The organism is Corallococcus sp. AB038B (genome assembly GCF_003668955.1).
Lineage (GTDB): Bacteria > Myxococcota > Myxococcia > Myxococcales > Myxococcaceae > Corallococcus > Corallococcus exiguus.
Window position 1 is genome coordinate 259,672 of sequence record NZ_RAWO01000012.1, and the last position, 23,896, is coordinate 283,567.

19 protein-coding genes are annotated in these 23,896 nt (G+C 70.9%); 8 read left to right on the forward strand and 11 right to left on the reverse strand.

What is annotated here, in order from left to right; all coding sequences use genetic code 11:
* Nucleotides 1–31 precede the first annotated feature (31 nt).
* The gene (locus D7Y04_RS34325) at nt 32–589 is read right to left on the reverse strand and encodes a helix-turn-helix domain-containing protein (protein WP_120581213.1); all 558 of its coding nucleotides are present in this window, start codon (nt 587–589) and stop codon (nt 32–34) included.
* A gap of 90 nt (nt 590–679) precedes the next feature.
* Here D7Y04_RS34325 and D7Y04_RS34330 point away from each other — a divergent pair, with 90 nt between their 5' ends.
* Together D7Y04_RS34330 and D7Y04_RS34335 are read left to right on the forward strand one after the other, a co-directional pair.
* Nucleotides 680–1,396 carry an SDR family oxidoreductase gene (locus tag D7Y04_RS34330; RefSeq protein WP_304988648.1) on the forward strand — a complete coding sequence of 239 codons (717 nt, stop codon included), beginning with the start codon at nt 680–682 and terminating at the stop codon, nt 1,394–1,396.
* Nucleotides 1,393–2,415 (forward strand): S-adenosylmethionine:tRNA ribosyltransferase-isomerase, encoded by a 1,023-nt coding sequence (locus D7Y04_RS34335; RefSeq protein WP_199749780.1) that lies wholly within the window; start codon nt 1,393–1,395, stop codon nt 2,413–2,415. Before D7Y04_RS34330 ends, D7Y04_RS34335 begins: the two co-directional genes overlap by 4 nt.
* A 4-nt stretch (nt 2,416–2,419) precedes the next feature.
* Here D7Y04_RS34335 and D7Y04_RS34340 read toward each other — a convergent pair whose 3' ends face one another.
* The 5 genes from D7Y04_RS34340 to D7Y04_RS34360 form a co-directional block, all read right to left on the reverse strand.
* Nucleotides 2,420–3,643: a zinc-dependent alcohol dehydrogenase gene (locus D7Y04_RS34340; RefSeq protein WP_120597041.1), complete on the reverse strand. Its 1,224-nt coding sequence runs from the start codon at nt 3,641–3,643 to the stop codon at nt 2,420–2,422.
* A 164-nt stretch (nt 3,644–3,807) separates the two neighbouring features.
* A complete protein-coding gene (locus tag D7Y04_RS34345; protein ID WP_121762034.1) occupies nt 3,808–5,328 on the reverse strand; it encodes a Ppx/GppA phosphatase family protein in 1,521 nt (506 codons plus the stop codon).
* 118 nt (nt 5,329–5,446) lie between these two features.
* Nucleotides 5,447–6,034 (reverse strand): hypothetical protein, encoded by a 588-nt coding sequence (locus D7Y04_RS34350; RefSeq protein WP_121762035.1) that lies wholly within the window; start codon nt 6,032–6,034, stop codon nt 5,447–5,449.
* 85 nt (nt 6,035–6,119) lie between these two features.
* Nucleotides 6,120–6,992: a DUF3396 domain-containing protein gene (locus tag D7Y04_RS34355; RefSeq protein WP_233601711.1), complete on the reverse strand. Its 873-nt coding sequence runs from the start codon at nt 6,990–6,992 to the stop codon at nt 6,120–6,122.
* A gap of 59 nt (nt 6,993–7,051) precedes the next feature.
* Entirely contained in the window at nt 7,052–7,858 is an 807-nt protein-coding gene (locus D7Y04_RS34360) for a hypothetical protein (RefSeq protein ID WP_120596061.1), read from the reverse strand.
* Between the two features lie 235 nt (nt 7,859–8,093).
* Here D7Y04_RS34360 and D7Y04_RS34365 point away from each other — a divergent pair, with 235 nt between their 5' ends.
* Nucleotides 8,094–9,107, forward strand: coding sequence for a serine/threonine-protein kinase (locus D7Y04_RS34365; protein WP_233601715.1), 1,014 nt, complete (start codon nt 8,094–8,096; stop codon nt 9,105–9,107).
* Between the two features lie 10 nt (nt 9,108–9,117).
* On the opposite strand, the gene queF is transcribed toward D7Y04_RS34365, so the two are convergent.
* Nucleotides 9,118–9,483, reverse strand: coding sequence for a preQ(1) synthase (gene queF, locus D7Y04_RS34370; protein ID WP_120577584.1), 366 nt, complete (start codon nt 9,481–9,483; stop codon nt 9,118–9,120).
* A gap of 201 nt (nt 9,484–9,684) precedes the next feature.
* On the opposite strand from queF, the gene D7Y04_RS34375 reads away from it, so the two are divergent.
* Nucleotides 9,685–11,589, forward strand: a complete 1,905-nt coding sequence (locus tag D7Y04_RS34375) for an ATP-binding protein (protein ID WP_121762037.1) — start codon at nt 9,685–9,687, stop codon at nt 11,587–11,589.
* A gap of 51 nt (nt 11,590–11,640) precedes the next feature.
* Here the strand turns inward: D7Y04_RS34375 and D7Y04_RS34380 are convergent, their stop codons facing one another.
* Genes D7Y04_RS34380 through D7Y04_RS34390 form a run of 3 tightly spaced genes read right to left on the reverse strand, consistent with a single transcriptional unit; the run spans nt 11,641 to nt 15,590 of the window.
* Entirely contained in the window at nt 11,641–12,486 is an 846-nt protein-coding gene (locus tag D7Y04_RS34380; RefSeq protein ID WP_233601712.1) for a carbohydrate deacetylase, read from the reverse strand.
* Nucleotides 12,416–13,438: a PHB depolymerase family esterase gene (locus D7Y04_RS34385; protein WP_121762038.1), complete on the reverse strand. Its 1,023-nt coding sequence runs from the start codon at nt 13,436–13,438 to the stop codon at nt 12,416–12,418. The genes D7Y04_RS34380 and D7Y04_RS34385 overlap by 71 nt, the downstream gene beginning before the upstream one ends.
* A 10-nt stretch (nt 13,439–13,448) precedes the next feature.
* Entirely contained in the window at nt 13,449–15,590 is a 2,142-nt protein-coding gene (locus tag D7Y04_RS34390; protein ID WP_233601716.1) for a serine/threonine-protein kinase, read from the reverse strand.
* A 325-nt stretch (nt 15,591–15,915) separates the two neighbouring features.
* On the opposite strand from D7Y04_RS34390, the gene D7Y04_RS34395 reads away from it, so the two are divergent.
* The 3 genes from D7Y04_RS34395 to D7Y04_RS34405 all read left to right on the forward strand — a co-directional run bounded on the left by D7Y04_RS34395 (nt 15,916) and on the right by D7Y04_RS34405 (nt 19,104).
* Nucleotides 15,916–17,196, forward strand: coding sequence for an amidohydrolase family protein (locus D7Y04_RS34395; RefSeq protein WP_121762074.1), 1,281 nt, complete (start codon nt 15,916–15,918; stop codon nt 17,194–17,196).
* 64 nt (nt 17,197–17,260) lie between these two features.
* On the forward strand, nt 17,261–17,821 hold the full coding sequence (locus D7Y04_RS34400; RefSeq protein ID WP_120596066.1) for a redoxin domain-containing protein: 561 nt from the start codon (nt 17,261–17,263) through the stop codon (nt 17,819–17,821).
* A 215-nt stretch (nt 17,822–18,036) separates the two neighbouring features.
* Nucleotides 18,037–19,104 carry a glycosyltransferase gene (locus tag D7Y04_RS34405; protein WP_121762040.1) on the forward strand — a complete coding sequence of 356 codons (1,068 nt, stop codon included), beginning with the start codon at nt 18,037–18,039 and terminating at the stop codon, nt 19,102–19,104.
* 387 nt (nt 19,105–19,491) lie between these two features.
* Here the strand turns inward: D7Y04_RS34405 and D7Y04_RS34410 are convergent, their stop codons facing one another.
* Nucleotides 19,492–23,052: a hypothetical protein gene (locus D7Y04_RS34410; RefSeq protein ID WP_121762041.1), complete on the reverse strand. Its 3,561-nt coding sequence runs from the start codon at nt 23,050–23,052 to the stop codon at nt 19,492–19,494.
* 219 nt (nt 23,053–23,271) lie between these two features.
* Here D7Y04_RS34410 and D7Y04_RS34415 point away from each other — a divergent pair, with 219 nt between their 5' ends.
* Nucleotides 23,272–23,835: a hypothetical protein gene (locus D7Y04_RS34415; RefSeq protein WP_121762042.1), complete on the forward strand. Its 564-nt coding sequence runs from the start codon at nt 23,272–23,274 to the stop codon at nt 23,833–23,835.
* Nucleotides 23,836–23,896: the final 61 nt, after the last annotated feature.

Sequence of the window (23,896 nt, forward strand, 5' to 3'; positions counted from 1 at the left end):
TTGGTTTTCCTGGTTGAAGATTGCTGAAGATTCACAGCGACGGTGCAAGCAGCACGACGGAGTAGCCCACCGCCGTGCGCGCGCCGGGGTTCTCGTAGGAGTGCTTCTGGTCTCCCCGGAAGACGACGACGTCTCCGGCCTCCAACACGAAGCGCTCGCCGCTGGCCACCAGCGCGAGGGTCCCAGTCTCACAGGCCAGGTACTCGCGCGTGCCGGGCGTGTGAGGCACCCCGGTGATGCGCGCCTTGGGCGGCAGCTCCATCCGGTCGAACTCCATGCCCGGCAGTGGATCCGGCAGGAGCTTGCGCAGGAAGGCCGCGCCTCGCTGCTTCATCGGCAGGCTGTCTCGCCGGTAGTGCCGGGCGCTCGCCTTGGGCCGGGCGAGCAGCTCCTCCAATGACACCTGCAGCGCTCCCGCCACCCGGTGCAGCACCGACAGCGTGGGGTTCGCCGCTCCGGACTCCAGATGCGCCCAGGTGGCCCGGGGCACGCCCGCCAGCTTCGCGAGCTGCACCTGCGTTGCCCCTCGCGTCTCCCTCAGCGTCCTCAGGTTGCGCGCCAGCCTGCCTGGAAGGTCCTCTTCGCTCATACGCTGGCATTCTGCCAACGCATTGGCGTCCATGCCATCTCGTCGGAACCCATCCGCTATCCATGCCTCAAGGAGAGACACGCCATGGACATGCGGAATCAAGCAGTGCTGGTGACGGGCGCGAGCCGGGGACTGGGCCGGGCCCTGATGGAGACCTTCGCCCGGCGGGGCGCCCGGGTGGTGGGCGTGGCGCGCGACGCGAAGGTGCTGGAGGCGGCGGTGGAGCCCCTGAAGGCGCAAGGGCTGACAGTGCACGGGCTCGCCTTCGACGTGGGGGACAAGCAGGCCATCTACCCGCTGGTCGGTGCCGCCACCGCGCTGGTGGGCCCGCTGGATGTCTTGATCAACAACGCGAGCACCCTGGGGCCCACGCCCCTGCCGCTCCTGCTCGACACGGCTTGCGAGGACGTTTCGCAGGTGCTGGAGGTCAACCTGCTGGGGCCCTTCCGTCTGACGAAGGCCGTCGCGGGGAGCATGGTCGTCCGGGGCCGGGGACTCATCCTCAACATCACCTCCGACGCCGCCGTGTCCGCCTATCCCCGCTGGGGGGCCTACAGCGTGTCGAAGGCCGCGCTGGAACACCTGACCCGCATCTGGGCCTCGGAGTTCGAGGGCAGCGGCGTCCGCCTGCTCACCGTGGACCCTGGTGACATGGACACGCGCATGCACAGCGACGCGCTCCCTGTCGCCGACCCCTCGACGCTGGCGAAACCAGAGGACGTGGCAGCGCGCATCCTCGCGCTCGTGGAGGCCCGGGACACCGCGTCCGGCCAGCGCTTCGAGGCCGCGAGATGGGAGGCCGCATGAACGCCGCACGCTGGCCCCGGGAACACCCCGACGCCGCGAGGCTCCTGCACGTGCAGCCCCGCAGCGAACGCTTCGCCGACACCGTCGCCTCGGAGCTGCCAAACCTCCTGCGCGAAGGCGACCTGCTGGTGATGAACGACGCGGCCACGCTGCCCGGCTCCCTCACGGGCCGCACCGGCTCGGGCGCCGCCATCGAGCTGCGGCTCCTCTCCCACGAACCCGACGACACCTGGACGGCCGTCCTCTTCGGCGCGGGGGACTGGCGCCGGCGCACCGAGGACCGGCCCCCTCCGCCCGAGCTCCCCGTGGGCGCGCGCCTGGAGGTCGGCGGACTCACCGCGCGGGTGGTGGAGGTGCTGCCCCCATCTCCTCGGCTCCTGCGCGTGGCCTTCAACCTGACCGGTGCGGCGCTCTGGCAGGCGCTCTACTCAGCGGGCCGTCCGGTGCAGTACGCGTACACGGCGGGGCCGCTCGCGCTGTGGCACGTGCAGACGCTCTACGCCTCACGGCCGTGGGCCGCGGAGATGCCTTCCGCGGGCCTGCCCCTCACCGCGTCCGTGTTGCTGCGGATGAAGGCGCGCGGTGTGCGCTGGGCATCCCTCACGCACGCGGCGGGGCTCTCCTCCACGGGCGACGCGGCGCTGGACGCGGCGCTGCCCCGGCCCGAACGCTCGGACATCCCCGAGCGCACGGTGTCTTTGGTGGAAGAGACGCGAGGGCAGGGTGGGCGTGTGGTGGCGGTGGGCACCACCGTGGTGCGCGCACTGGAAGGGCGCGCGACACAACACGGGATGCTGGTGCCGGGCGAGGAGGTGACGGACCTGCTGCTCGGGCCCGGCTACGTGCCCCGGGTGGTGCACGGGCTGCTCACCGGCGTGCATGACCCGGGGAGCAGCCACCATGCGCTGCTCCAGGCCTTCGCACCGCTTCCGCTCCTGCTCCGAGCCTCAGCGCATGCGGAAGCGGTGGGCTACCTGGGGCACGAGTTCGGCGACACGTGCCTCATTCTGGACGCGTGACGCGTCACTGGACCGTGACGCCCGGCTCCAATTCCACCTTCACCCAGCCCGGCTTGCGCAGGTCGAAGTTGCGGTACGCATCGATGGCGGAGGCCATGGACTTCACGTGGCTCAGGATGGCCGTGGGGTCCACCGTGCCGGAGCGCACCAGCTCCAGCAGCTTGGGGATGTACTTGCGGTGGTTGCAGTTGCCCATGCGCAGGGTGAGGTTCTTGTTCATCGCCTCGCCAATGGGGAACGCGGTCATCGTCTGCGGGTACACGCCGATGATGGACAGCGTGCCCGCCTTGGCCAGTGACTGCACCGCCCACTGCGCGGCCTGCGACGGCGCGTCGCCGGGCACCCAGTTGTCCCCATCCGGCTTCTGCTTGGGCGCGACCTGCTCCACCTCGCGCTTGAACTCGGGCTTCTCCGCCTTGGCCTTCTTGGCGGCCGGGCCGTGGTGCGCGTGCTGCGCGTCCACACCCACCGCGTCGATGGCGCGGTCCACGCCGATGCCCGCCGTGAAGCGCTTGATCGTCTCCACCGGGTCCTCCTGCTCGAAGTTGATGACCTCCGCGCCCTGGGTCCTCGCGAGCGCCAGGCGGTCCTCGTGGCTGTCGATGGCGAAGACGCGGCCCGCGCCCAGCAGCCTCGCGCTCACGATGGCGAACAGGCCTACCGGGCCGCAGCCGAACACCGCCACGGTGTCACCGGGTTTGATTTCCGCCATCTCCGCCCCGAAGTAGCCCGTGGGGAAGATGTCCGAGACGAGGATGGCCTGGTCGTCGGTGACGCCTTCGGGCACCTTCACCATGGTGATGGCCGCATGCGGGATGCGCGCCTTCTCCGCCTGCATGCCGTCGAAGGGGCCCGTCATCTCCGGACCGCCGAAGAAGGCGGTGCCCGCGGCGGGGCCGTTGGGGTTCGCGTCGTTGCATTGGGCGTAATAGCCCGCGCGGCAGTACGAGCAGTTTCCGCACGCGATGGTGGAGCAGATGACCACGCGGTCGCCCACGTTGAAGTTGCGCACGTCCTTGCCCAGTTCCTCGATGACGCCCACGCCTTCGTGGCCGAGGATGGTGCCGGGCTTCATGCCCGCCATGGTGCCGCGGATCATGTGCAGGTCCGTGCCGCAGATGGCGCTGGCGGTCAGCCGGATGATGGCGTCCGTGGGCTCCTTCAGCTTCGGCTCCGCGACGTCGTCCAGCCGGATATCCCCGATGCCATGGAAAACGACTGCCTTCATGTTCCGCTCCTTGCCCCGCCAGGGCCTCGAAAGACGTGAAGGCCCACGGCGCCTTCGCGAAGGCACACGGGACCCGTTCGTCTGGACTCTGGGCACGGCGGTGGGGCCGGGCAGGACCGGCGCCGCGCTCCCTCCACTGGAGAGCGGGCGGAGAGGCAGTGGCCCTATCGCCCGGTCGAGTGGACCTGGATGGCGAGCCGCTTGCCGAACACCTTGCGGAAGGAGGCGACCTCGCGCTCGACGTTCCACAGCTCCAGGTCGAGGGCCTGGCGGGCGTGCAGGTGCAGCGTCACCGCCTCGCGGCCGTCCGTCACCTTGAAGTCGCGGATGGGCTGGTGGTGGCTGTGGTCCAACGCGTTCGCCAGGCGCAGCAGCGTGGCCAGCTTGCGCACGCGGCGCGCTTCGGACGGGGTGAGCCCGGCCATGCCGGAGTGGGACAGCTCCGGCGGAGAGCGCCGGTGGTAGCGGGCGACGCGCGCGATGATTTCACGCTCGCGGTCCGCCAGGCCCGGGATGTCCGCGTTGTGGATGAGGTAGTAAGTGTGGCGGTGGTGGCGCTCGTAGCTGACCGCCGTGCCAATGTCGTGCAGCAGCGCGGCGACCTCCAGGTGGGGGCGCACGGACAGGGGCAGCTGGTGCAGCGAGGCCAGTCCGTCGAAGAGGGCCAGGGACAGGCGGGCCACCTGGCGGGCATGCTTCTCGTCGAAGCGGAAGCGCTGGCCCATGACGATGGCCGCGTCCGCGAGGCTGTGGTCCTCGCGCGTTTCGTCCTGGCGGTAGAGCAGGTCCACCAGCAGGCCGTCGCGCAGGCCGCGGTTGACGACGCTGACGGACTCCACGCCCAGGTGGCGCGCGACGCCCTCCAGGATGACGGCGCCAGAGACGATGATGTCCGCTCGGCGCGGGTCGAAGCGCTTGCGGCGGCGCTCCGGCGGCATCTTCGCCAGGGCCTCCACGGTCTGGGTGAGCTGTCGCACGGTGGCATTGCCTCCGTTCTCCGCGGCGGCGAAGCCGACCACGGCGCCAATGGTGCCGGACGAGCCCAGCGCCACGCGGGGCAGGGCGGGGAGCTTCTCCGGGAGCGTCTTGTGGAGCGTCTCCTCCACGAAGCTGCGCATCAGCCGCAGCTGCTTGGGCGTCACGGCGCGCGCGGTGTCGAACACCTCCGTGAGGCGCACGGAGCCCAGGGAGAGGCTCCAGAGCTCGTCGGGCTTCTCGCCGGTGGCGATGGCCACCTCCGTGCTGCCTCCGCCGATGTCCACGAGGAGCGAGCGGGTGTTGGCGGGCTTCCTGTGCAGCACGCCCAGGCAGATGAGGCGGGCCTCCTCCTTGCCGCTGACGACCTCCAGCTCCAGGCCGGCCTCCTCGTGCACGCGGCGCACGATGTCCTGCTGGTTGCGGGCCTCGCGCAGGGCGCTGGTGGCGACGGCGCGCACCTGGGCCTTGTGACGGCGGCAGAGGGCGGCGTAGCGGCGCAGGGTGGACAGGAGGCGGTCGGCCGTCTCCGGGGGCATCTCGCCGGTGGTGAAGACGCCTTCGCCGGGGCGGATGGGGTCTCGCTCCTGGTGGAGGGTTTCAAGCGAGCCCTCGGCGTCCGGGCGGGCCAGCTCCAGGCGCACGGCGTTGGTGCCCACATCGATGGCGGCGAGGACGGGAGTCGGGGAGGGACGGGCGGGAAGGGCCATGGGCTCGCGGGCGAAAACGCCTGAAGGGGCACGGTCCTTCCGGGCCGTGCCCCTCAAGGTGGGGGCGGTTCCTAGCGTAGCCGTGTGACAACCGCGTGGCGTTGATGAAGATGGGGTTTCAGGGGGGCGAGGCGCCGGATTCATCCAGGGCGCCGTCGGCGCGGATGCGGCGGGAGCGCTCCTGGAGCTCGCGCCAGTTGGCCTCGTACTGATCGCGGGCCGTCTTCCAGACATGCCCGCGCGCGTTGCGCAGGTTCTTGAGCAGCTCGCCGGAGTTCTTCAGGCCGCGCGTGATGAAGTCGAGCTCCTCGCGGGTGAGGAGCGAGTCCTCGGCCCGGCTGCGCTTGTGGGCGGCGACCCAGCCGTCCATCTGCGCGCCCAGCTCCTTCAGCTCGGCTTCGCGCTGGCGGCTGTAGCCTTCGCGGAGCCCTGCCCACCGGGTGCTGGCGTGGTCCAGGTGCTCACGGAAGCGGCTGTGGGCCTTCTCCGCGCCGGCCTTGACGCGGTCCCAGTCGCGCTGGTCCGCGCGTCGGAGCGCCTGGATCTCGCGGTTGACGTTGTCGTTGAAGGCGCGGGCTCCGGTGAGGACATCGAGCGAGTCCTCACTGTCGGCCAGGTCCGCCTGGGCTTCGATTTCACGGAAGCGAGCGGTCGCCTCTCGCTGCTCGGCCTCCATCTTCTGGATGTATGCGTCCTGTTCCGTCATGGCGTCCTCCCAGGCACTTGGATGGAAGAAGCATGGGAACGTTCACGGGACGATGCAGGGCGGAGGGGAACGGGAGGCGGGGCGCTCAGTCGAGGAATCGGCGCTGCCAGCGGCGCGTCATGGTGAAGAAGTCGGAGTCCTCTGACCTGGCCTCCTGGTACAGCCAGGGTTCGAGCACGCGCGCGAGTTCCCGGTAGGCAGGCAATGTCTGACCCTGTTCGGTGTCACCGGCCTCTGGCCAGGGGCCCAGCGTGACGACAGCCCGGTCTGGACCCAGTGCTTGCACAGTGGTGTCCGGCGCGTGCAGCCGGGAGCGCAGGCCTTCCACTCCACCCAGTTCATGGAGGACCGGTGGACCCAGGAAGTTCATCCATGCCGGGGCGCGCACGCGGGTGCCCAGGTCCCGGGCCACGTCATCCAGGTTGGGCACATCCATGGCTGGATGGCGGAAGCTCAGTGCCTTCACCTCATCGCGGACGACAGATGCCAGAGGCTCGCCGTTGAATGAAAGGCCCGCCTGGCCCGAGCCGAAGGGCAGGACACCGGCAATCTCAATCGCCAGTGCTCGGAAGCGCTCGGGCCCCTGGGCTTCCAGGAACTCCGTGGGAAAGGTCAGTCGCAGTGCGCTGACAGCGTTCGGCCAGTAGAGGTCTTCGGGGGGAAGGTCGAGCGCGTACCCTACATAATGGAACTCGTACCGATGGCTTTCCGAGTAAACGTCGGAGGTGACAGCGCCCAGCACGTGAAGATGGCAGACATCTCCATCGTGAAGCCAGTGATGGATGAGCCGCCAGCCCTCCGTGTCGAGTGTCTGCCATTGACCGTCGAGATCTCCATATTGGCCCAGGGCGTCCTTCCCAATGGCCTCCTGATACAGATCGAGCGCCCGCTGTATCCGAGGCTTCAAGGCGTTGTGCGCGTGCGGCAAGAAGAGACACAACTGGAGGCCGTCGTTCACGGCGAGGAAGTCCGGCTCGAAGGCACTCTTGATGTAGACCCGAACGCGAGGGGTGCTTGTCATTCGAGGACTCCCCACCTGGGAATGACGCGAAGCACCTGGCCAGGGGCTAGATTGAAGGCGTCCATATAGGTGTTTTTCTGTGTCGGTTCAGTGGGCGAAGGATTCTTTGAAAGGGGCCGCCACCCGGGCGCTCTACTCGTGGCGGCGTTCGAACAGAAGAACTTGAAATCGTAGACCGCGCTGACCCGGATGGAGTCACCGGTGTGGATGACAACGTCCGGTGAGAGCGTCCCCTTCAGTTCGTACAGGAAGCGGGGTTGCCTGAGCAGCTCGACCTCCTCGTCACCCAGAGGGGTGAGGGTGTTATCGCGTGGATTGAAGCGGTAGGTCGGCTCAAGGCTGAAGCGCCCTGGAATCACGGCCTCCAGGCCCTCTGCGGCACACGCCAGCGCCACGGCGTGCATCTGTTCCCCCAGCCAGATGGCGCGGGACACGGTCTCACCCCGAGCATTGCGAACCAGCTCGTTGCACTGCTCGACCGTAGGATCCTTCCCGTCGTGGTACCGGAGCATCACCTCCGACCGTGCATCATCCGCGCATTTCTTCAGCACGGACTCCACCGCCTGTTTCGCCTCCGCGTCCAGGGCCAGCTTCGCCCCCGCCATCAGCGTGGCCACCTGCGCCGCGTGTGGGACGGGCATCACCGACTCCGGCCCGGTGCACAGCGCCGGCTGGGTCCGGCAGGTGTTCGACACCGAGTCCATGCCCTGCTGCGCATACGTGCGCGGACGTGGCCCCGCGCAGCCGCCCAGCCCCACCGCCACGAACACCCACAGCCAATCCGTCCGGCGTCCCAGTCCCATGTCTCCCTCCTGCCAATCCCCGCGCCACAGGTAGGCCCCCTGGCGTGAGACAGCGACACCGCGCCTTTCCACCACACCTGTGCGAATCCACCTCGCCAGGGAGGGCCCATCGACGCATGAGACGTGAATCGATACCCTGCGACCCGTGACCGTCGCCGCCGCAGAGAAGAGTGAGAGGATCCGTCACCGCAAGATTGGCGCCTGCCGCGTACTCGGCGAGCTGGGCCGCGGCGGTATGGCGCTGGTGTATCGCGGCCTGCACGAGCTGCTTCAGCGAGAGGTCGCCATCAAGGAGCTGCTCCCGGAAGGCCAGCGCGACCAGGAGGCCCTGTCGCGCTTCCGCCGCGAGGCGCTGGCGCTCGCCGCCTTCCGCCACCAGAACATCGTCACGCTCTATGACCTGGTGGACAAGAACGACAGCCTCTTCATGGTCATGGAGTACGTGGACGGTCCCACCCTCCACGGCCTCATCAAGGACGGCCCGCTGCCCCCGGACGTCGCCGCCGTCATTGGCGCGCGCATCGCCAGCGCGCTCGACCACGCCCACTTCCGCCGCATCATCCACCGCGACCTCAAGCCCGCGAACGTCATGCTCACCAAGTCCGGTGAGGTGAAGCTCATGGACTTCGGCATCGCCAAGGACGTCAGCCTCGAATCCCTCACCCAGCAGGGCATGGCCGTGGGCACGCCGTCGTACATGTCACCGGAGCAGGTCACCGGCGCGCCCATCGACGCGAGGACCGACATCTTCTCCCTGGGCGTGCTCCTCTATGAGGCCCTCTCCGGCACCCGCCCCTTCGTGGGCAAGACGGCCGGAGAAGTCTTTGCCCGCATCCGCGACGGCAAGTTCACGCCGCTCCAGAAGGTGGCTCCGAACGTGCCGCCGCCGCTCGCGCGCATCGTGAAGCGCGCGCTGTCGGTGAAGCCGGAGGCCCGCTTCCCGGACGCCGCGGCCATGCGCCGCGAACTGGACCTGTTCCTCGCCCACGAGGTGCGCGTGTCCCACCCCGCGCTGCTCGTGGCCTTCCTGCGCTACCGCGAGAAGCTCACGGAGACGGAGGCCCTGGCCCACCTCACCCAGCAGGAGCTGGGCGTGCTGGACGTCTTCGCCACGAAGAAGCCCAAGCGCGCGCCGAGCAAGTTCAAGTGGGTGCTGGCCGCGCTCACCGCCGGCATCGCGGCGGCGGGCACCGGCCTCTACCTGTCCCAGTCCCAGTGGGCGCCGCTCCTGGAGCAGCTCACCCGCTGAGAGGCACCGCTCAGGCCTGCTGCTTCTTGTCGTGCGTGACGGTGACGATGGTCCCGATGCCGCCGCGCACGAAGAAGTCGCCCACCACCGTGAGCTTGCGCGGCTGGATGGCCTTGATGATGTCGTCCGCGATGGTGTTGGTCACCTTCTCGTGGAAGGCGCCCTCGTTGCGGTAGGACCACATGTAGAGCTTCAGGCTCTTGAGCTCCACGCACAGCTGATCCGGCACGTACTTGATGGTGAAGCGCGCGAAGTCCGGCTGGCCCGTCAGGGGGCACAGGCAGGTGAACTCCGGCACGTCGAAGGCGATCTCGTAGTCGCGATCGGCGGCGGGGTTGGGGAAGGTCTGGATTTCTTTGGACGGCTTGGAGGACATGCGCTGTCGTGTAGCACACGTTCGGCGCGTGTCACCGCCCTGCACAACGTCGCCTCCCTGGCTGCCAGGTGACGGCTCTGTTCGGGTTCCAACGTGCCGCGACCCTCCAGGACAGGAGAACGTCCCGGGGTGGTTGGCGATCATGCTCGGGGATTCCTATCTCCCTCCGGCGACCCCTGTAGCGAGCGCGTCCCGCCCCTCATGCTGCCACCCAATGACGTCGAGGATGTCCTCTCGTGCCTGCCCCAAGCGCTCCTGCGCGTGGGGTCCGACCTGCGCGTCCAATGGTGCGAGGAGGGCTTCGCGGCCAAGACGGGCGTGACGCTCTCTCCGGGCGGCACCCTGCTGGAGGCCCTGGAGCCCGGCCGCAGCCTGGATGCCCTGGAGCGCGCCATCCGCGAGCACCGGGCCCACTCCGGCCATGTCATCACCCGCACGCTCCGGCAGGTGCGTGTGCAGGTGAAGCCCACCCACACGAACGGCACGCCCGGGGCGTGGTTGGTGATGGAGCCGTCCGGCGTGGACGACGAGGGCGCGTTTTCACAGGCCGTGCGGGAGATTGCCCGTGCGGTGGGTGAGTCGCTGGAGGTCGACCGAGTCTGCTCGGCCGCCGTGGTGTCGCTGGTGCGGTGCGCCCAGGTGCGGCGCGCGGAGGTGTTCCTCTACGAAGAGGACGACGCGACGCTCAAGCGCATGGCGGTGTCGGACCTGGAGGGCCTGGACGCGCCCCAGGACGCGTTCGACCCGTCCGAGGACCCCTACCGTCAGGCCCTGGCCCTGCGTCAGCCGCAGCTGGGCATCCAGCGTGGCTACGGCGACGCGGTGGGCTCCGTGTTCGCGGCGGTGCCGTTGTGCGCGCCGCGCCGCACGGTGGGGCTGCTGCTCATCTACAAGGAACAGGGCGCGTCCTTCTCCGTGCGCGAGCTGGAGATGTGGAGCGCGGCGGCCAGCCAGCTGGCGGTGGCGGTGGAGAACGCGCGGCTCTTGCGCGAAGCCCAGTCCGCCCTGCGCGTGCGCGAGGAGTTCATGTCCATCGCGTCGCACGAGCTGAAGACGCCGCTCACGCCGCTGAAGCTGGGCCTGTACTCCATGGAGCGCCGCATCGCCGCGGGGCAGCCGGTGGCGCTCTCGAGCGTGCTCAAGTCCAAACGTCAGGTGGACCGGCTCGCGGGGCTGGTGGAGGACCTGCTGGACGCAAGCCGCCTGGAGCTGGGCCGGCTGGCGCTGGACTCGTCTCCGCTGGAGGTGGGGCAGCTGGTGGCGGAGGTGGTGGACCACTTCCGGCACGCCTTCGAGCGCCCCTTCACGGTGGACGTGCCGCACGACGGCGTCTGGGTTTTGGGCGATAGAGACAGGCTGGAGCAGGTGCTGGTGAACCTGCTGGAGAACGCGCACAAGTACAGCCCGGCGGGGGCGCCCATCGCGGTGCGGGTGGGGCGCACGGGCGAGTCCGCGCGCATCCAGGTGCAGGACCACGGCATCGGGATTCCGGGCGCGGATCAGGCGCTGGTGTTCCAGCGCTTCTACCGGGCGCGCAACGTGTCGCACCGCAACTTCGGCGGGCTGGGCCTGGGCCTGTTCATCAGCCACTCCATCGTGAAGATGCACGGCGGCGCGCTGGCGCTCCGCAGTCGTGAGGGCGAAGGCTCCACGTTCCTGCTGGACCTGCCGCGCATGTCCGCGCACGAGGTGCGCAGACTGCCCCGGCGCGTGCTGGTGCTGGACGAGGACTCGAGCCAGGAGGCCACGGCGGAGCGCACCCTGCGGGCGGAGGGCTTCGAGGTCTTCACCGCGCAGAGCGGCGCGGAGGCCCTGCGCAAGGCGACGCACCTGCCGGTGGACCTCATCGTCCTGTCCACGAGCGCCACGCAGTCGTCAGTGGGCAGCTTCCTGGAGACCTTCGCCACGCTGCCTCGCGCGCGGCCGGTGCCCATCCTGCTGGCGGGGGATGCGCGGCCGTGGTGGGCGCAGGAGAACGCCGCGCTGTGTCGCCGGCCGTACCGTCCGGAGGAGCTGCTCGCGGGCGTGCGCACCGTGCTGACGCGCGAGAAGCGCCGGACGCTGACGCCGGTGGAGTCGGAGCTTCCGCTCGTCACTCCCGCGTGAAGCGGCCCGCTCGGAGGACGCTGCCGCCGGTGGAGTCGGAGCTGCCGCTTGTCACGCCCGCGTGAGTGGGGCCTCGTGCAGGACGCGGTAGTCCGTGGGGCGCACTCCCGCTTGTTCCAGGGCCGTGCGCGAGTGGGCATCCACGAAGGTGGCCCGCTCCACTTCTCGCTGCGCGGCGTAGCGGGTGGTGACGAGCTCGGGCAGGTGGCCCGGGTGACACATCCACTCCGTGACGCCTTCTGCGGGCAGCGCCGCCAGGGACTGGGCGAAGCGCTCCGGAGTCCAGTACGCCGTCGCACCGGACTCGCCCACGAAATGGTCGTTCGTGGCCACGCCCCGGGCCTGCAGTGCGCCGCGCATGTCCGCGTCGATGGAGCGCACCGGGAGGCCCGCGCGCCTCGCGACGCGTGACAGTCCCTCCAGGACTTCAGGATGCCGGTGCAGGTGCTTGTGCACGTCCAGGTGCGTGGCGGCCTGGCCCAGCAGCCGTTCCAGCCGCTCCAGTTGCGCGAGCGCCTCCGCCTCCACCACGTCCGCGGAAAGCCCATCCACGCGGCTGCCGTCGAGGCCTCCGTCCACTGTGCGCCACTCGCGTGGGAAGCCTTGGGCCACGGGCGCGCCCCGGTCCAGGTTCAGGTGCAACCCGATGGCGAGCCCCTGGGCCTGCCTCGCGGCGGACTCGGAGTCCGGTGCGTTCACCAGCAGGGTGGCGGAGGAGACGACGCCCTCGCGCAGTGCCTGGAGGATGCCCCGGGTGATGCCCGGGTCGTAGCCCAGGTCATCGGCGTTGATGATGAGTGCGCGGGGCGGCGTGGCCTGGCCTCCTTCAGGGGCGGGGCCGTGCCTGGAAGAAGCGCCACATCTGCAGGGACGCGTCCAGGTCCGGCGTGCCGCCATTGTAGAAGGGCTGGCCGGGCCATGCATGCTTGCCGCCGGTGACGGTGCACAGGCTCGCGGTGGCGCTCTCCGGCTTGCACCCCGTATACGCCACGCAGGTGCTGTTGCCCTGCTGATACGTCTGCTGCTGGGGCCCGGTGCAGCCGTTGAACTCCGCGAAGCGCCGCACGGACTCCTGGGCGGACGGGTAGGGCCTGCCGCCGACGACGGTGAGGTTCTCGCCTCCGTCGTAGTAGATGGATTCGTCAGCGGTGCCGTGGAAGTGGAGCACGGGCACGGGGCGGGACGGGCGGCAGTCCGGCAGTCCCACCATGCCCGCGACGGGAGCGATGGCGGCGATGCGCTGGGCGCGCTCGCAGGCCAGCCGGTAGGAGAAGAAGGCACCGTTGGAGAAGCCGTTGGCGAAGACGCGGCGCGGGTCGGTGCACACGCGGGTGTCCAGGTCCGCGAGCAACGCGTCCACGAAGCCCACGTCATCCACTTGGGCAATCTGCGCCGGGCCACAGCAGGCCTCGCCGTTCCAGCCGCGCGTGTCCGCTTCGCCCCGGTTGTAGATCTCCGGGAAGTTGAGGCCGCGGGGGTACACCGCGATGAAGCCCTCCGCGTCGGCCAGGGTGGAGAACCCGGTCAGCGCCTCCTGCTCCTGCTCGGTGGATCCGAAGCCGTGGAAGCTGAGGACGACGGGCGTAAGCTTCGTGGCGTCGTAGCCGGTGGGGACGTGGACGCGGAAGGCGCGGGTATGGCCGTCGTGCTCGACCGTCCAGTCGTACGTGCCGGGCGTCACGATGAGGCCCGTGCAGGCCGTGCGGTCCGCGGGGGGCACGTCCCCGGCCGAGGTGCCCGGAAGGTCCGTTTCTTCGTCGGGCGGGGTGCTGGAGTCGTCCGTGGAGCCGCACGCCGTGGCGGTCAGCAGCAGGCTGGACGCGGCGAGGGCGAGGAGGCGAAGGCGCATGGGGAGGAAGCTAGTTCCCCGTGCCGCACTCCGCCGCGAGCGCCTGCGCCCGGTCCGGGAACTTTTCCGCCAGCGTACGTTTCACCTCGGCCACCCGGGCGGTGTCGCCTTCGTGGACGTGCAGTTGGCAACGCGCGGTGAGGGCGCGGGGATCGTCCGGGGCCAGACGCTCGGCCTCCCGGTATTCGCGCTCGGCGCCGCGCAGGTCGCCCTGCCGGAAGAGGACGGCCCCCAGGTAGGAATGGGCCACCGCGAGCGTGGGGGCCTTGCGCTGCGCGCGCTTGAGCAGGGTGACGGCGTCGTCCAGCTTCTCCTGGCGGAAGCGCACGAAGCCCAGCTCCGCCAGGGACGCGGCATCGTCGTGCTGGCGTGTCCAGGCGGACAGCACGGTGGAGGCCTCGTCCAACCGGCCTCCTTGCGACAGGAGCTGGCCGTAGCGGGGAGCGACCTTCGCGGAGCCCGGCGCCTGCGCGTACGCCTTCGCGAGCGCGGTCAGCGCACCCGGCACATCCCCCTGGAGGGCCCGCAGGTCGGCCAGGGCCAGCGGTGCGCGGACGTCCTTGGGGGCCAGGGCGGTGGCCTCGTCGATGGCGCGTTCCGCGCGCTTGCCCATGCGCAGCTCGGTGGCGGCGCGCGCGGCGAGCAGGTGCGCCTCCGCCTCCTTCGGGAAGCGCGAGGTATAGGCCTCCGCCAGCGCCAGCGCCTGTGGGTGGGCGCCCGCGTTGAGCAGCAGCGTGCCCGCGCGAGCCAGCTCCTCGGCCGTGGCGCGCACGTCCTTGCCCAGCCCGTCCAGCGCGGACACCTTCGCCTCCGCCGTGGTGGCGGCTTCGGCGGCGGCGATCCTCGCGGGGGGCGGCATGTCCGGGCGCCGCAGGTACCACGTGGCCCCCGCGCCCAGTCCGCCCAGCGCGAGCACGCCCGCGACGATGGCCAGGGCCTTGCGCGACCGGGGAGCGCCACGCGAAGCCGGAGCTTCGCCGCGCCCCTTGCTACCGGACGCCGGTAAGGCCACTCCGTGCGCGGCCCCCTCCGTCGGGTTGCCCGAGGTCGCGACGGGGATCTCCACCGTCACGGGCCGGGTCGAACCGCGAATCGACACGGTGTGGGTGCCCAGGGGCGGCAGGGGACGCGAAGCCGTCGGAGCGGAGACCGGCGGAGGCACGGGCCACGACGGAATGCCCTGCACGCCGAACGGCGGGAGCACGTCCATGCCGGGGGTTCCATCCGCGCCTGAATTGGATGGATCCGCGAGCCTCGCGTTGCGCAGCGCCAGCCGCTTGGGGTCCCGGTCCGGCGGAAACAACGTGTCCAGGTACGCGGCCACCTGCGCCGGCGCGGCGACCTCCGCGGGCCCGCCCAGCATCTCGATGGCGGCGATGAACGTCTGCAGGCTGTCGAAGCGCGCCTCCGGGTCCTTCGCGAGCGCCTTGAGACACACCGTCTCCAGCGCCTGCGGCACGGACGGGTCGAACGCGGTGGGCGGCTTCGGCCTTCCTTCCGAGATGCGCGTGAGCACCTCGTCGGTGGACATGCCGGTGAAGGGCCGCCGGCCGCACAGCTGCTCGTAGAGCATCACCCCCGCGGCGAACAGGTCCGCGCGGTGGTCCACGCTGCGGCCGGCGATCATCTCCGGCGACATGTAGAAGAACTTCCCCTTCAGCGTCCCGGGCTCCGTCCCCGACCCCAGCGCGTCCGCCTTCGCGATGCCGAAGTCGATGACCTTCACCGCGCCGTTCGCCCCGACGTGGATGTTGTCCGGCGTGAAGTCGCGGTGGACGATGCGCAGCGGCCGGCCCGCCTCGTCCACGGCGCGGTGCGCGGCGTCCAGCCCCCGGCACGCATCCACCAGCACGCGCAGGGTGATGCCCAACGGAACACGCTGGCCGCGCTCGGCGGCCTCCTGCCGCACCTCCGCGAACGAGCGCCCCTCCAACAGCTCCATGGCGATGAAGGGCTCCCCGGCCTCCATGCCCAGCTCCAGGATGGACACCACGTTGGGGTGGCGCACCTGCGCGGTGATGCGCGCCTCGTTGAGGAACATCTGCACGATGCGCCGGTCCGCGACCAGGTGCGGCATCAGCCGCTTCACCGCCACGGCCGGGCCGCGCTGCCCCTCCAGGCTGATGGCGCGCGCCAGATACACCTCCGCCATGCCGCCTGTCGCGATGCGCGCGCTCAAGCGGTAGCGGCCTGCCCATGAAACGCCGGGTTCCGACACCAAGGTATCGGCAGTCTACGGGCCCGAGCCCCCGACGCCCAACGTCATGACGCGCCGCCTGCCTGCCTGGCCCCGGCCAGCCCGGACATGCCCACCGTATTGGACCGGCCGGGACGACGGGTGTGGGTGCAGGGATGTGTGGAGCCGATGACGGAGGACCGGCCGGGAGTGCTAACGTCCCCCGCCTCAAGCGTGACCCCTAAGGGGAGGGGGCCGCCTTCACGAACCTCGCGAACCGTCGCGGATGCAGGGAGGGATGTTGGGCACCGTCCTCAAGGGTGGTTTCGTCGTCGAGCTGGAACCTGCGTCGGTAGAGCGGGTGGACCTGCGCATCGAGGGTGAGCGCATCGTGGCGCGAGGCGAGGACCTCGTGCCCGGCCCCGACGACGAGGTGGTCGCGCTGTCCGGCAAGCTCGTCTTCCCGGGGCTCGTCAACGCCCACCACCGGCTGGCGAGCGTGCTGGCGCGCGGCCTGGTCCGGCCGACGCCCACGTCCTACCAGGCCCTGCTGGAGCAGGTGCGCTGGCCCTTCGAGAACGCGCTGGACCTGGACGCGGTGCAGGTGGCCGCCACGGCGGGCGGCCTGGAGTCCATCCAGTGCGGCACCACCACCCTGTTTGATTTGCACGCCTCGCCCAAGGCGGTGACGGGCTCGCTGCTGCGTTCGGCGCGCGGCCTCCATGAGGTGGGCGTGCGCGGCGTGCTGTCCTACGCGGTGACGGACCGCATGGGCGCGGTGGGCCGCGAAGAGGGGTTGGAAGAGACGGTCAGCTTCGCGCGCAAGGCCCGGGGCCGCTTCCGCGGACAGGTGGGCGCGGGCCCCTGCTTCACGCTCGGCGACGACGCGCTCCAGGGGCTGGGCGAGGCGCTCAACACCACCGGCACCGGGCTGCACTTCCCGCTCGCGGAGGATCCGCTGGACGAGCGGCTGTCCACCGAGCGTCACGGCAACCCGCCGGTGACCCGGCTGCTCACCAGCAACCTGCTGTCGCCCCGCGCCATGGCGGCGCACGCGGGCCACCTGGCGTGGGCGGACCTGGCACAGGTGCTGGCCACGGGGACGTGGTTCCTGCACACGCCGCGCTCCAACCAGGGACAGGAGGTAGGCTACGCACCCGCGCTGAAGTTCGGGGCGCGCGCGTCGCTGGGGACGGACGGCACGTCGCCGGACCTGTTCGCGGAGGCGCAGGCGGCGTACCTGCGCTCGCGCGAGGCGGGGCAGCCCATCGACGTGCTGCGCTACCTGGCCAACGGCCACCGGCTGGCGTCGCAGGTGTTCGAGGCGGCCATCGGCCCCATGCGCGAGGGCGCGCTCGCGGACCTGCTGGTGCTGGACTACCTGTCGCCCACGCCGCTGACCGCGGAGACGCTGGCGTGGCACGTGGTGCACGGGCTGGGCAGCCGCCACGTGGAGGCGGTGATGGTGGACGGCGTGTGGCGCGTGTGGGCGCGCAGGCCGCTGTCGGTGAACCCCACCGTGGTGGCCGAGCAGTCGCGCGAGGCCGCCGCCGCCGTATGGGCCCGCATGTCCTCGTCGTAGAGCCTGGGGGCGCCCGGGGGCTCGGGGACTTGTCGTGGTGTCCGGGGCCCGTTAAGTCCCGGGCATGCTCAACTCCCTGCTCGTCGTCGGATGGCTCAGCGCAGCGATTCCCCAGGTGGGTGACACCGCCCCGGACTTCACGGTGAAGGACACCGCGGGGACGACCCACACGCTGTCGGAGATGGTGAAGAAGGGGCCCGTCATCGTGGCCTTCTTCCCCAAGGCATTCACCGGCGGCTGCACGAAGGAGCTGACCGCGTACCGCGACCGCTACAAGGACATCGAGCAGGCGCAGGGCCAGGTTCTGGCCTTCTCCACGGACGACGCGGAGACGCTGACGCGCTTCAAGACGGAGCTGAAGGCGCCCTTCCTGTTCATCCCGGATCCGGACGGCAAGGTGGTGGGCGCGTACGACGTGAAGATGCCGGTGTTGACGGTGTCCAAGCGCTACACGTTCGTCGTGGGTGAGGACCGCAAGGTGCTCAATGTGAGCGAGGGCAAGGACGCCATCGACGTCTCGGGCGCCATCGCCGCGTGTCCCCTGCGCAAGGGTGGCGCCGCGAAGCCCGCGGCGGCCCCGGCGGGAACCACGCCGCCCACCCAGGCCGCGCCCGCGACGAAGTAGACCCAGGCGCTCCGGCTTTCGGGGCAAGGGCACGGTCCACTCGAGGACGTCCTCCTGGCACGCGCGGGCCGGACGCCGGCCGTGCCGTTGAGGAGTTCACGCGGCACGAGGCCTGCTGGCTTGTCCGCCCCAGGCGCGGAGCGATAGCCCTGGGGCATGCCGCGCGCGGGGCGTCCTCCGTCCGCCGGGCTGGGGGCGTGAGGAGGCCCGAGTGGATGGACATCGTCTTCCTGGGACCCGTGTGCCGGGCCACCGCCGAGGCACAGGCGGCCACGGCCCCAAGACAGCTCGCGCAGGCGCTCCGGCGTCGCGGACACGCGGTCCTCTTCCTGGAGCGCACGGCGTCCGGTGCAAGCGGGGAGGAGGCCTCCGCCGTCGCGCCGTACGTGGACCTGGCGGACCTCCACGCGCGCTTCCATTCACGGGTGCGCCGCGCGGACCTGGTGCTGGTGGACGCGGACGTGCCGCAGGTCGCGGACGTGAGCCGCTGGACCGCGAACACGGCGAGGGGGCTCACCGTCTTCTGGGACCGGGACACGCCCCGGACGCTGGCGCGGCACGCCCTGCGAGAGGATCCCGCCTGCATGACGCCGGACCTGTTCACGGGCTACCGGCTCTATCTCTGCTCCAGTGGAGGCCCGGTGCCCCGTCAACTGGAGCGCGAGTGGGGCGTGGCCCGCGCGCGTGCGTTCCTGCCGGGCGTGGACGCGGAGCACTTCGCGCCCGGAAGCGGACGGACGCGCTGGGACCTGGGGTACGCGGGGCCGTCGTCGCCAGAGCGGCGGGGGCTCTTGAAGCAATGGCTGCTGGGAACCGCGCGCGGTTGGGCCGAGGGGCGCTTCGTCCTCGCGGGCACGCTGTCGGCGGTGGATGACGCCTGGCCCGCCAACGTGGCGAGGCAGGCGGCCCCGTCCCTCCAGGAGCACGCGGGCTTCATCGGTGCGCAGCGCTTCACGCTGGTCCTCTCCCAGGCCGAGCACACGCCAGGGGTGAACCTGTTCGAGGCCGCGGCCTGTGGAGCGGCGCTCATCTGTGACCCGTGGCCCGGCCTGGAGGACGTGTTTTCGCTGGGCGAGGAGGTGATGGTCGCCCGCACGGAGCAGGACGTGCTGCGCTACCTGCTCGCGATGCCGGAAGCGGACCGGCGCCAGCTGGGCATGCGAGCCCGGGCGAGAGTCCTGGCCGAACACACCGTGGCCCACCGGGCGCTGCAACTGGAGCAATACGCGAGCGAGGCGGAGCGAGGAGCCGCGTGGATGGCCCCGGTCCGCTCGCTGAACTGAGCGTCCGGAGCCTGGGAAGACGGACGTGTCGCCCTGCCGGCGGCGCAGCGCACAAACCTGTCCGACAGTCGGACAAGTTCTGGAGCACCGCGACCCGAGGGGCCGCCGCACCCGCGAGGCCGAGAAACTCTGTCCGACAGTCGGACAAGTTCTGGAACACCGCGGCCCGAGGGCCCCCGCACCCGCGAGTCCGCAGAACCCTGTCCGACAGCCGGACAGGTTTTGGAGCACCGAGATGAGAGGGGCTCATTCCCTGGCCAAGCTGCGGAAACTTGTCCGACAGTCGGACAAGTTCTGGAGCACCGCGCCCCGAGGGGCTCACGCCCTGGCCAGGCCGCGGAACCCTGTCCGACTGTCGGACAGGGTTTGGAACACCGCGCCGGGGGCCTACGCCTCTTCCGGGGCCTTCACCATCTCCCGGGGCGGGAACACGAACTGTGCGGCGCCGGCCACGAGCGGTGCGGCATCGCGCTGGAACGCGGTGAGCTTCTCCATCCGCTCCTCCGTCCATCCGCGCCCATCCCCCGCGTCGCGCACCAGGCAGTGCAGGGCCAGCCGCCGCGCCTCCGGGCTGGAGCTCCGAGCCAGGCGCCGGCCGACGTCGTCCATCGTCTCCACCGGCAGGTTCGACACCGCCACCTGGGCCGCCATCAGCGCGTCCGCGTGGAGCCAGCCCTCCTGTCCCATCGTGTCCAGGTGGCTCGCGAAGGCCGGCGGCGCCAGGGCCACCGCCGCGCAGCGCACGCGCAGTGTCGCCAGACACGGGTCCTTCGTGAGCAGCCCCGTCACCAGTCCCTGCACGGCATGCAACGGCACAGGCCGCATCCGATCCCGCGGCTGGAGCAGGGCATCCATCGCCACGCTCAGCGCGCGCCGGTCCCGCACCACCGCCTCCAGCATCCGCTCGAACAGCGTCACGTCGCGCTCGTCGGCCCGGTACACCAGCGCGCCCATCGCCGCGCGCACCTCGTCATCATAGGGCGAGGCCAGCCGCGCGCCACAGGCGGAGAGGAACACGCGCTCCCGGTCCTTCACGGACAGCCAGGCCGCGCGCCGCAGCAGGTCGATGCGCGCATCCGGCTCCGGCCGAGCCAGCACCTTCGCGAGCAGCCCGGACAGCCGCGCATCCAGCGCCTCCGTCAGCCGGTCCGCCGGGATGTCCCCCACGCGCGACGCCATGATGGCGTCCTCGCCGGTGACGGCGCGCTCGAACACCGCCCACGTGGGCTCGCGGTCCAGGTGGTCCCACAGCGCGCGCAGGAGCGCGATGCGCACGTCGCGGTGCAGCGGCTTCGCGTCCAGCTCCAGCAGCCGCTCGTAGCCCGCGTCCGAGCGCAGCTCGCCCAACAGGCGCACCACCTCCTTGGCCACCGTGACCTTGGTCAGCGGCACCTCCGCCAGCAGCGACAGCACCCGCGTGACGGGCATGCCGTTGAACGCACGGCGCAGGCCGTAGATGGCGATGCGCGCGCGTGAATCCTCCAGGGCTCCCAACAGCGTGGGCACGCCCTGGCCCTGGTCGCACCGGGCCATCACCCTCAGGGCCCGCTCCTGCACCGCGGGCCGCTTGTCGTTCGCCAGCGCCAGGAGCGCGTCCATGGGCGCCCAGTCCAGCGCCGCCATCCGCGTCACCGCCGCCAGCAGCGAGGGCGTGTCCCGCTCCATGTCCGAGCACAGCCTCTCGAGCGCGCGCGAATACGCCCGGTTCTGCTCCACCGTCCACCGGAAGAACCCCGAGTCGAACGGCAACAGCCAGTGCGTCGCCCCCGTGGCGAACTGGCCGGTGATGACCGGCGCGTTCAGGTACGGCCCCAGCAGGTCCTGCCGCCGCCGGTGCAGGAACTCGCGCACGACGGGGATGGCGATGGCGCTCTCGTCCCGCTTGAGCAGCGCGGGCAGCATCCGGTCGAAGTCCTTCACCGCGCGGTAGCGCAGCACCCACAGCGCGTTCCCGGACGGCTTGCCCAGCCGCAGCGCCACCCGCTCCAGTTCCTCCACCAGCTCCCGGTGCAGCGGAAGCCCGGGCTTCTCCGCCCCCGCCAGCGCCACCACCTCGTCATCCCAGCCCCGGTCCCGCCAGCGCCGCAAGGTGGCCGCGAGGGTCGACTCGAAGCGCGGCCGGTCCTCCCGAGACAGCCACGCGCTCAACGCCAGCGCCAGCCGGTTGTCGGGCGCCGTGTCGCGCACGGAGACGAGCCAGTCCGACAGGCCAGGCACCAGCGCCGCGCGCTTGCCCAGGCTCGCCGCCAGTTGGAGCAGGGGACCGCCGCGCTCGCGCTCCGCCCAGCTCTTCGCCAGCGCCAGCAGGTACGGCGCGGCCCGGCGCACCTCGTCGTCCGTCAACCGGTGACCCAGGCCTCCGTCCAGGATGCGGCCACGCTCCTTGAGGAAGGTGCCCAGCCACTGCGCGGCCCACGCCGGGTCCGCGCTGAAGGCCCGCACCAGCAGCCGCTCCGCCGACTGCGCCGTCCCCATGGACAGGTCCGCCGCGTCCAGCGCGTCGCGCAGCATCCGCCCCAGGGCCTCGGTGTGCTCGGCGCGCCACATCCGGCGGGGCCACTCGACCAGCGCCTGGAGCATCACCCCGCGCACCGGATCCTGTTCGTTCTTCCGGGCCAGCACCATCGCCAGCGCGGGGGCCACCCACGCGGGCTCGTCCGGGCGCAGGCCGGGCAGCGCCAGCAGCGCGCTCAGCGCCACTCCGCGCATCGCCGCGTCCGGGTGCCCCAGCGTGCCCCGGAGCGCGCCCAGCGCTTCATCCCAGGGCAGGAAGCGCGCATAGGAGAACCGCGCCTCGGCGCGCGTGCCCAGCGCCACCACCTCGTTCAGGTGCCGACGCGCCTCCCTCTCACGCAGTTCCACCGGCAGGTGCCGCACGTACTCCGGCGCGATGACGCCATCCCGCGTGCGAGCGCCCACGGTCCAGCGCGCGTAGACGCCCTCGCGCAGGGCCGGGTCCACGATGCGCGCGATGAGCGGCGTGCCCCACGCGGGGGCCCGCTCCACGGACGCGGCCCAGGCCTCGGTGAGCGTCGCGTGCAGCGGCTCCGGCAGCTCCTTCAGCACGTCCTCCGCGCGGCCCAGCAGCGTCGGGTCGCGCTGGACAATCCAGGTCAGGGACTCGGCGTCCAGCGACGCCAGGGACTTCGCGAACAGCAGGTGCGGGAGGAACGCCGGAGAACGTCGGCGCAGGAGCGCCACCATGCGCACGGGGCGATGCTTCACCAGCGTCCGCACGGCGTGCTCGTCCGGCGGGATGCCTCGCTCCAGCAGCAGCGCCAGCAGCGTCTCCGCCACGTCGGGCGTCCGCTCCGCCAGCCACGCCATGCCCCATCCCAGGTGCTGCCGGGTGACCGGGTCGGGCTCGCCCGATACTGCATTCAGCCGCTCCAGCAGCACCTGTCCCAGCACGGACGGCGCATGCCGAGCCAGCCGCGCCCAGAACCGGTAGCTGGGCCGCTCCAGGGCCCGTGCCAGGTGCTTGCGCAGGACCGCCTCGGACGCCAGCGGCACCGTGTCCGCGAAGGTGACGTGCTCGCCCCGCTCCGCCAGCCCGTCCAGGAACGCGTCGATGACGGCGTGCCGCTTGCGCTTGCGCAGCTGGTGGATGACGGCCTGCTCGCGGCGCATCCCGTGCGCCATGCGCAGTGCCTCCAGCGCCTGGGCATCGTCACAGGCCAGTGACACCAGCTCGAACGCCAGCGCGCGCACGCGGAAGGACGCGTCCGACGTGGCCTTCAGCACCGCCTCGCCGTCGCGGCGCGTGAACTGGGCCGCCAGGGCCAGTCGCCGCTCGAAGGCGTCCCCCCGAGCCAGCGCGTCCAGCAGCGCCTGCGCCTCCGGGTCCGTCCGGGCCTTGCGCCCCAGGGCCACCATGTGGCGCACCCGGGCATCATGGAAGGTGGAGGACAGCTCTGCGCGCAGGGTGGACAGGGCGGGTTCGGACATGGCGCCCAAGGATGCCTGCTCCCCTGGTTTCCTGACAGACCCGCCCGGGTCGCGGCCTTCCTCCTCCTTGGTCAGACAACTCCGTCAAGAATCGAATTGGGGGTTTTGAGGGTTTAGGATTGCCATTCCAATGAATGGCATGTTAGCCCGTCGTTCGCCCTCGCCGGAAAGCCAGACCATGGCCTGGGAGGGCCTACCCCAGACAATGGAGCGCCTCACATGCCGCGCCACGGAGTGAAGTACCTGGCCGTTTCTGCCCTGGTGGGCGCCTCGTTGCTGGCCGCTGTGTCCGCTTCCGCCGAGGAGCCGGGGGACTTCGACTCGCAGCGGATGGCCCAGGAGTTCGTGGCCAGCCAGGGGCAGCCTCTCCCGGTTCCGTCGCGTGACCTGTCCGGTTCGAAGAGGCTCGTGTACGTCACCGAGACCTTCCACATCGTCAACGGCACCGGCTCGACTCTCTATAAGAACGGGACTGCCCTGAGCGGACACGTCATCGTGCAGCAGCCAGCGACAATCGCGGGATTGGGCTTTGCTCAGACGGAGGTTCCGCCCGCGATGAATTGGAGTCAGGGCTTCTCCTATACGACGAACCCGGCGGACCCGTGGGGCGCGGCCAAGGCGTGCGTCTTCTCGGTCTTCGTCACCTACTCGGGCGGCGTCTGTTCAGCGTCTGTCGTCACCTATCCCAAGGGGAACCAGGGCGTGGTGTGCACCTACTCTCCGCCGTCGTCCGCCATCGACCCCGTGACGTGCGAGCTTGAGCTGACATTGGGGATTGATTAGCCGTCCGCGATACGTTGGAGGGCGCTCGCACGGCGGGAGTGGGATGCGCTCCCGTCGTGGG

Coding starts and splice junctions, on each gene's coding strand:
- D7Y04_RS34375 (WP_121762037.1), top strand. CDS start 9,685: ATGCTGCCACCCAATGACGTCGAGGATGTCCTCTCGTGCCTGCCCCAA.
- D7Y04_RS34415 (WP_121762042.1), top strand. CDS start 23,272: ATGCCGCGCCACGGAGTGAAGTACCTGGCCGTTTCTGCCCTGGTGGGC.
- D7Y04_RS34410 (WP_121762041.1), bottom strand. CDS start 23,052: ATGTCCGAACCCGCCCTGTCCACCCTGCGCGCAGAGCTGTCCTCCACC.
- D7Y04_RS34360 (WP_120596061.1), bottom strand. CDS start 7,858: ATGGGACTGGGACGCCGGACGGATTGGCTGTGGGTGTTCGTGGCGGTG.
- D7Y04_RS34345 (WP_121762034.1), bottom strand. CDS start 5,328: ATGGCCCTTCCCGCCCGTCCCTCCCCGACTCCCGTCCTCGCCGCCATC.
- D7Y04_RS34400 (WP_120596066.1), top strand. CDS start 17,261: ATGCTCAACTCCCTGCTCGTCGTCGGATGGCTCAGCGCAGCGATTCCC.
- D7Y04_RS34330 (WP_304988648.1), top strand. CDS start 680: ATGCGGAATCAAGCAGTGCTGGTGACGGGCGCGAGCCGGGGACTGGGC.
- D7Y04_RS34335 (WP_199749780.1), top strand. CDS start 1,393: ATGAACGCCGCACGCTGGCCCCGGGAACACCCCGACGCCGCGAGGCTC.
- queF (WP_120577584.1), bottom strand. CDS start 9,483: ATGTCCTCCAAGCCGTCCAAAGAAATCCAGACCTTCCCCAACCCCGCC.
- D7Y04_RS34340 (WP_120597041.1), bottom strand. CDS start 3,643: ATGAAGGCAGTCGTTTTCCATGGCATCGGGGATATCCGGCTGGACGAC.
- D7Y04_RS34405 (WP_121762040.1), top strand. CDS start 18,037: ATGGACATCGTCTTCCTGGGACCCGTGTGCCGGGCCACCGCCGAGGCA.
- D7Y04_RS34385 (WP_121762038.1), bottom strand. CDS start 13,438: ATGCGCCTTCGCCTCCTCGCCCTCGCCGCGTCCAGCCTGCTGCTGACC.
- D7Y04_RS34390 (WP_233601716.1), bottom strand. CDS start 15,590: ATGGCGGAGGTGTATCTGGCGCGCGCCATCAGCCTGGAGGGGCAGCGC.
- D7Y04_RS34350 (WP_121762035.1), bottom strand. CDS start 6,034: ATGACGGAACAGGACGCATACATCCAGAAGATGGAGGCCGAGCAGCGA.
- D7Y04_RS34380 (WP_233601712.1), bottom strand. CDS start 12,486: ATGGCGGCACGCCGGACCTGGACGCGTCCCTGCAGATGTGGCGCTTCT.
- D7Y04_RS34325 (WP_120581213.1), bottom strand. CDS start 589: ATGAGCGAAGAGGACCTTCCAGGCAGGCTGGCGCGCAACCTGAGGACG.
- D7Y04_RS34365 (WP_233601715.1), top strand. CDS start 8,094: ATGGCGCTGGTGTATCGCGGCCTGCACGAGCTGCTTCAGCGAGAGGTC.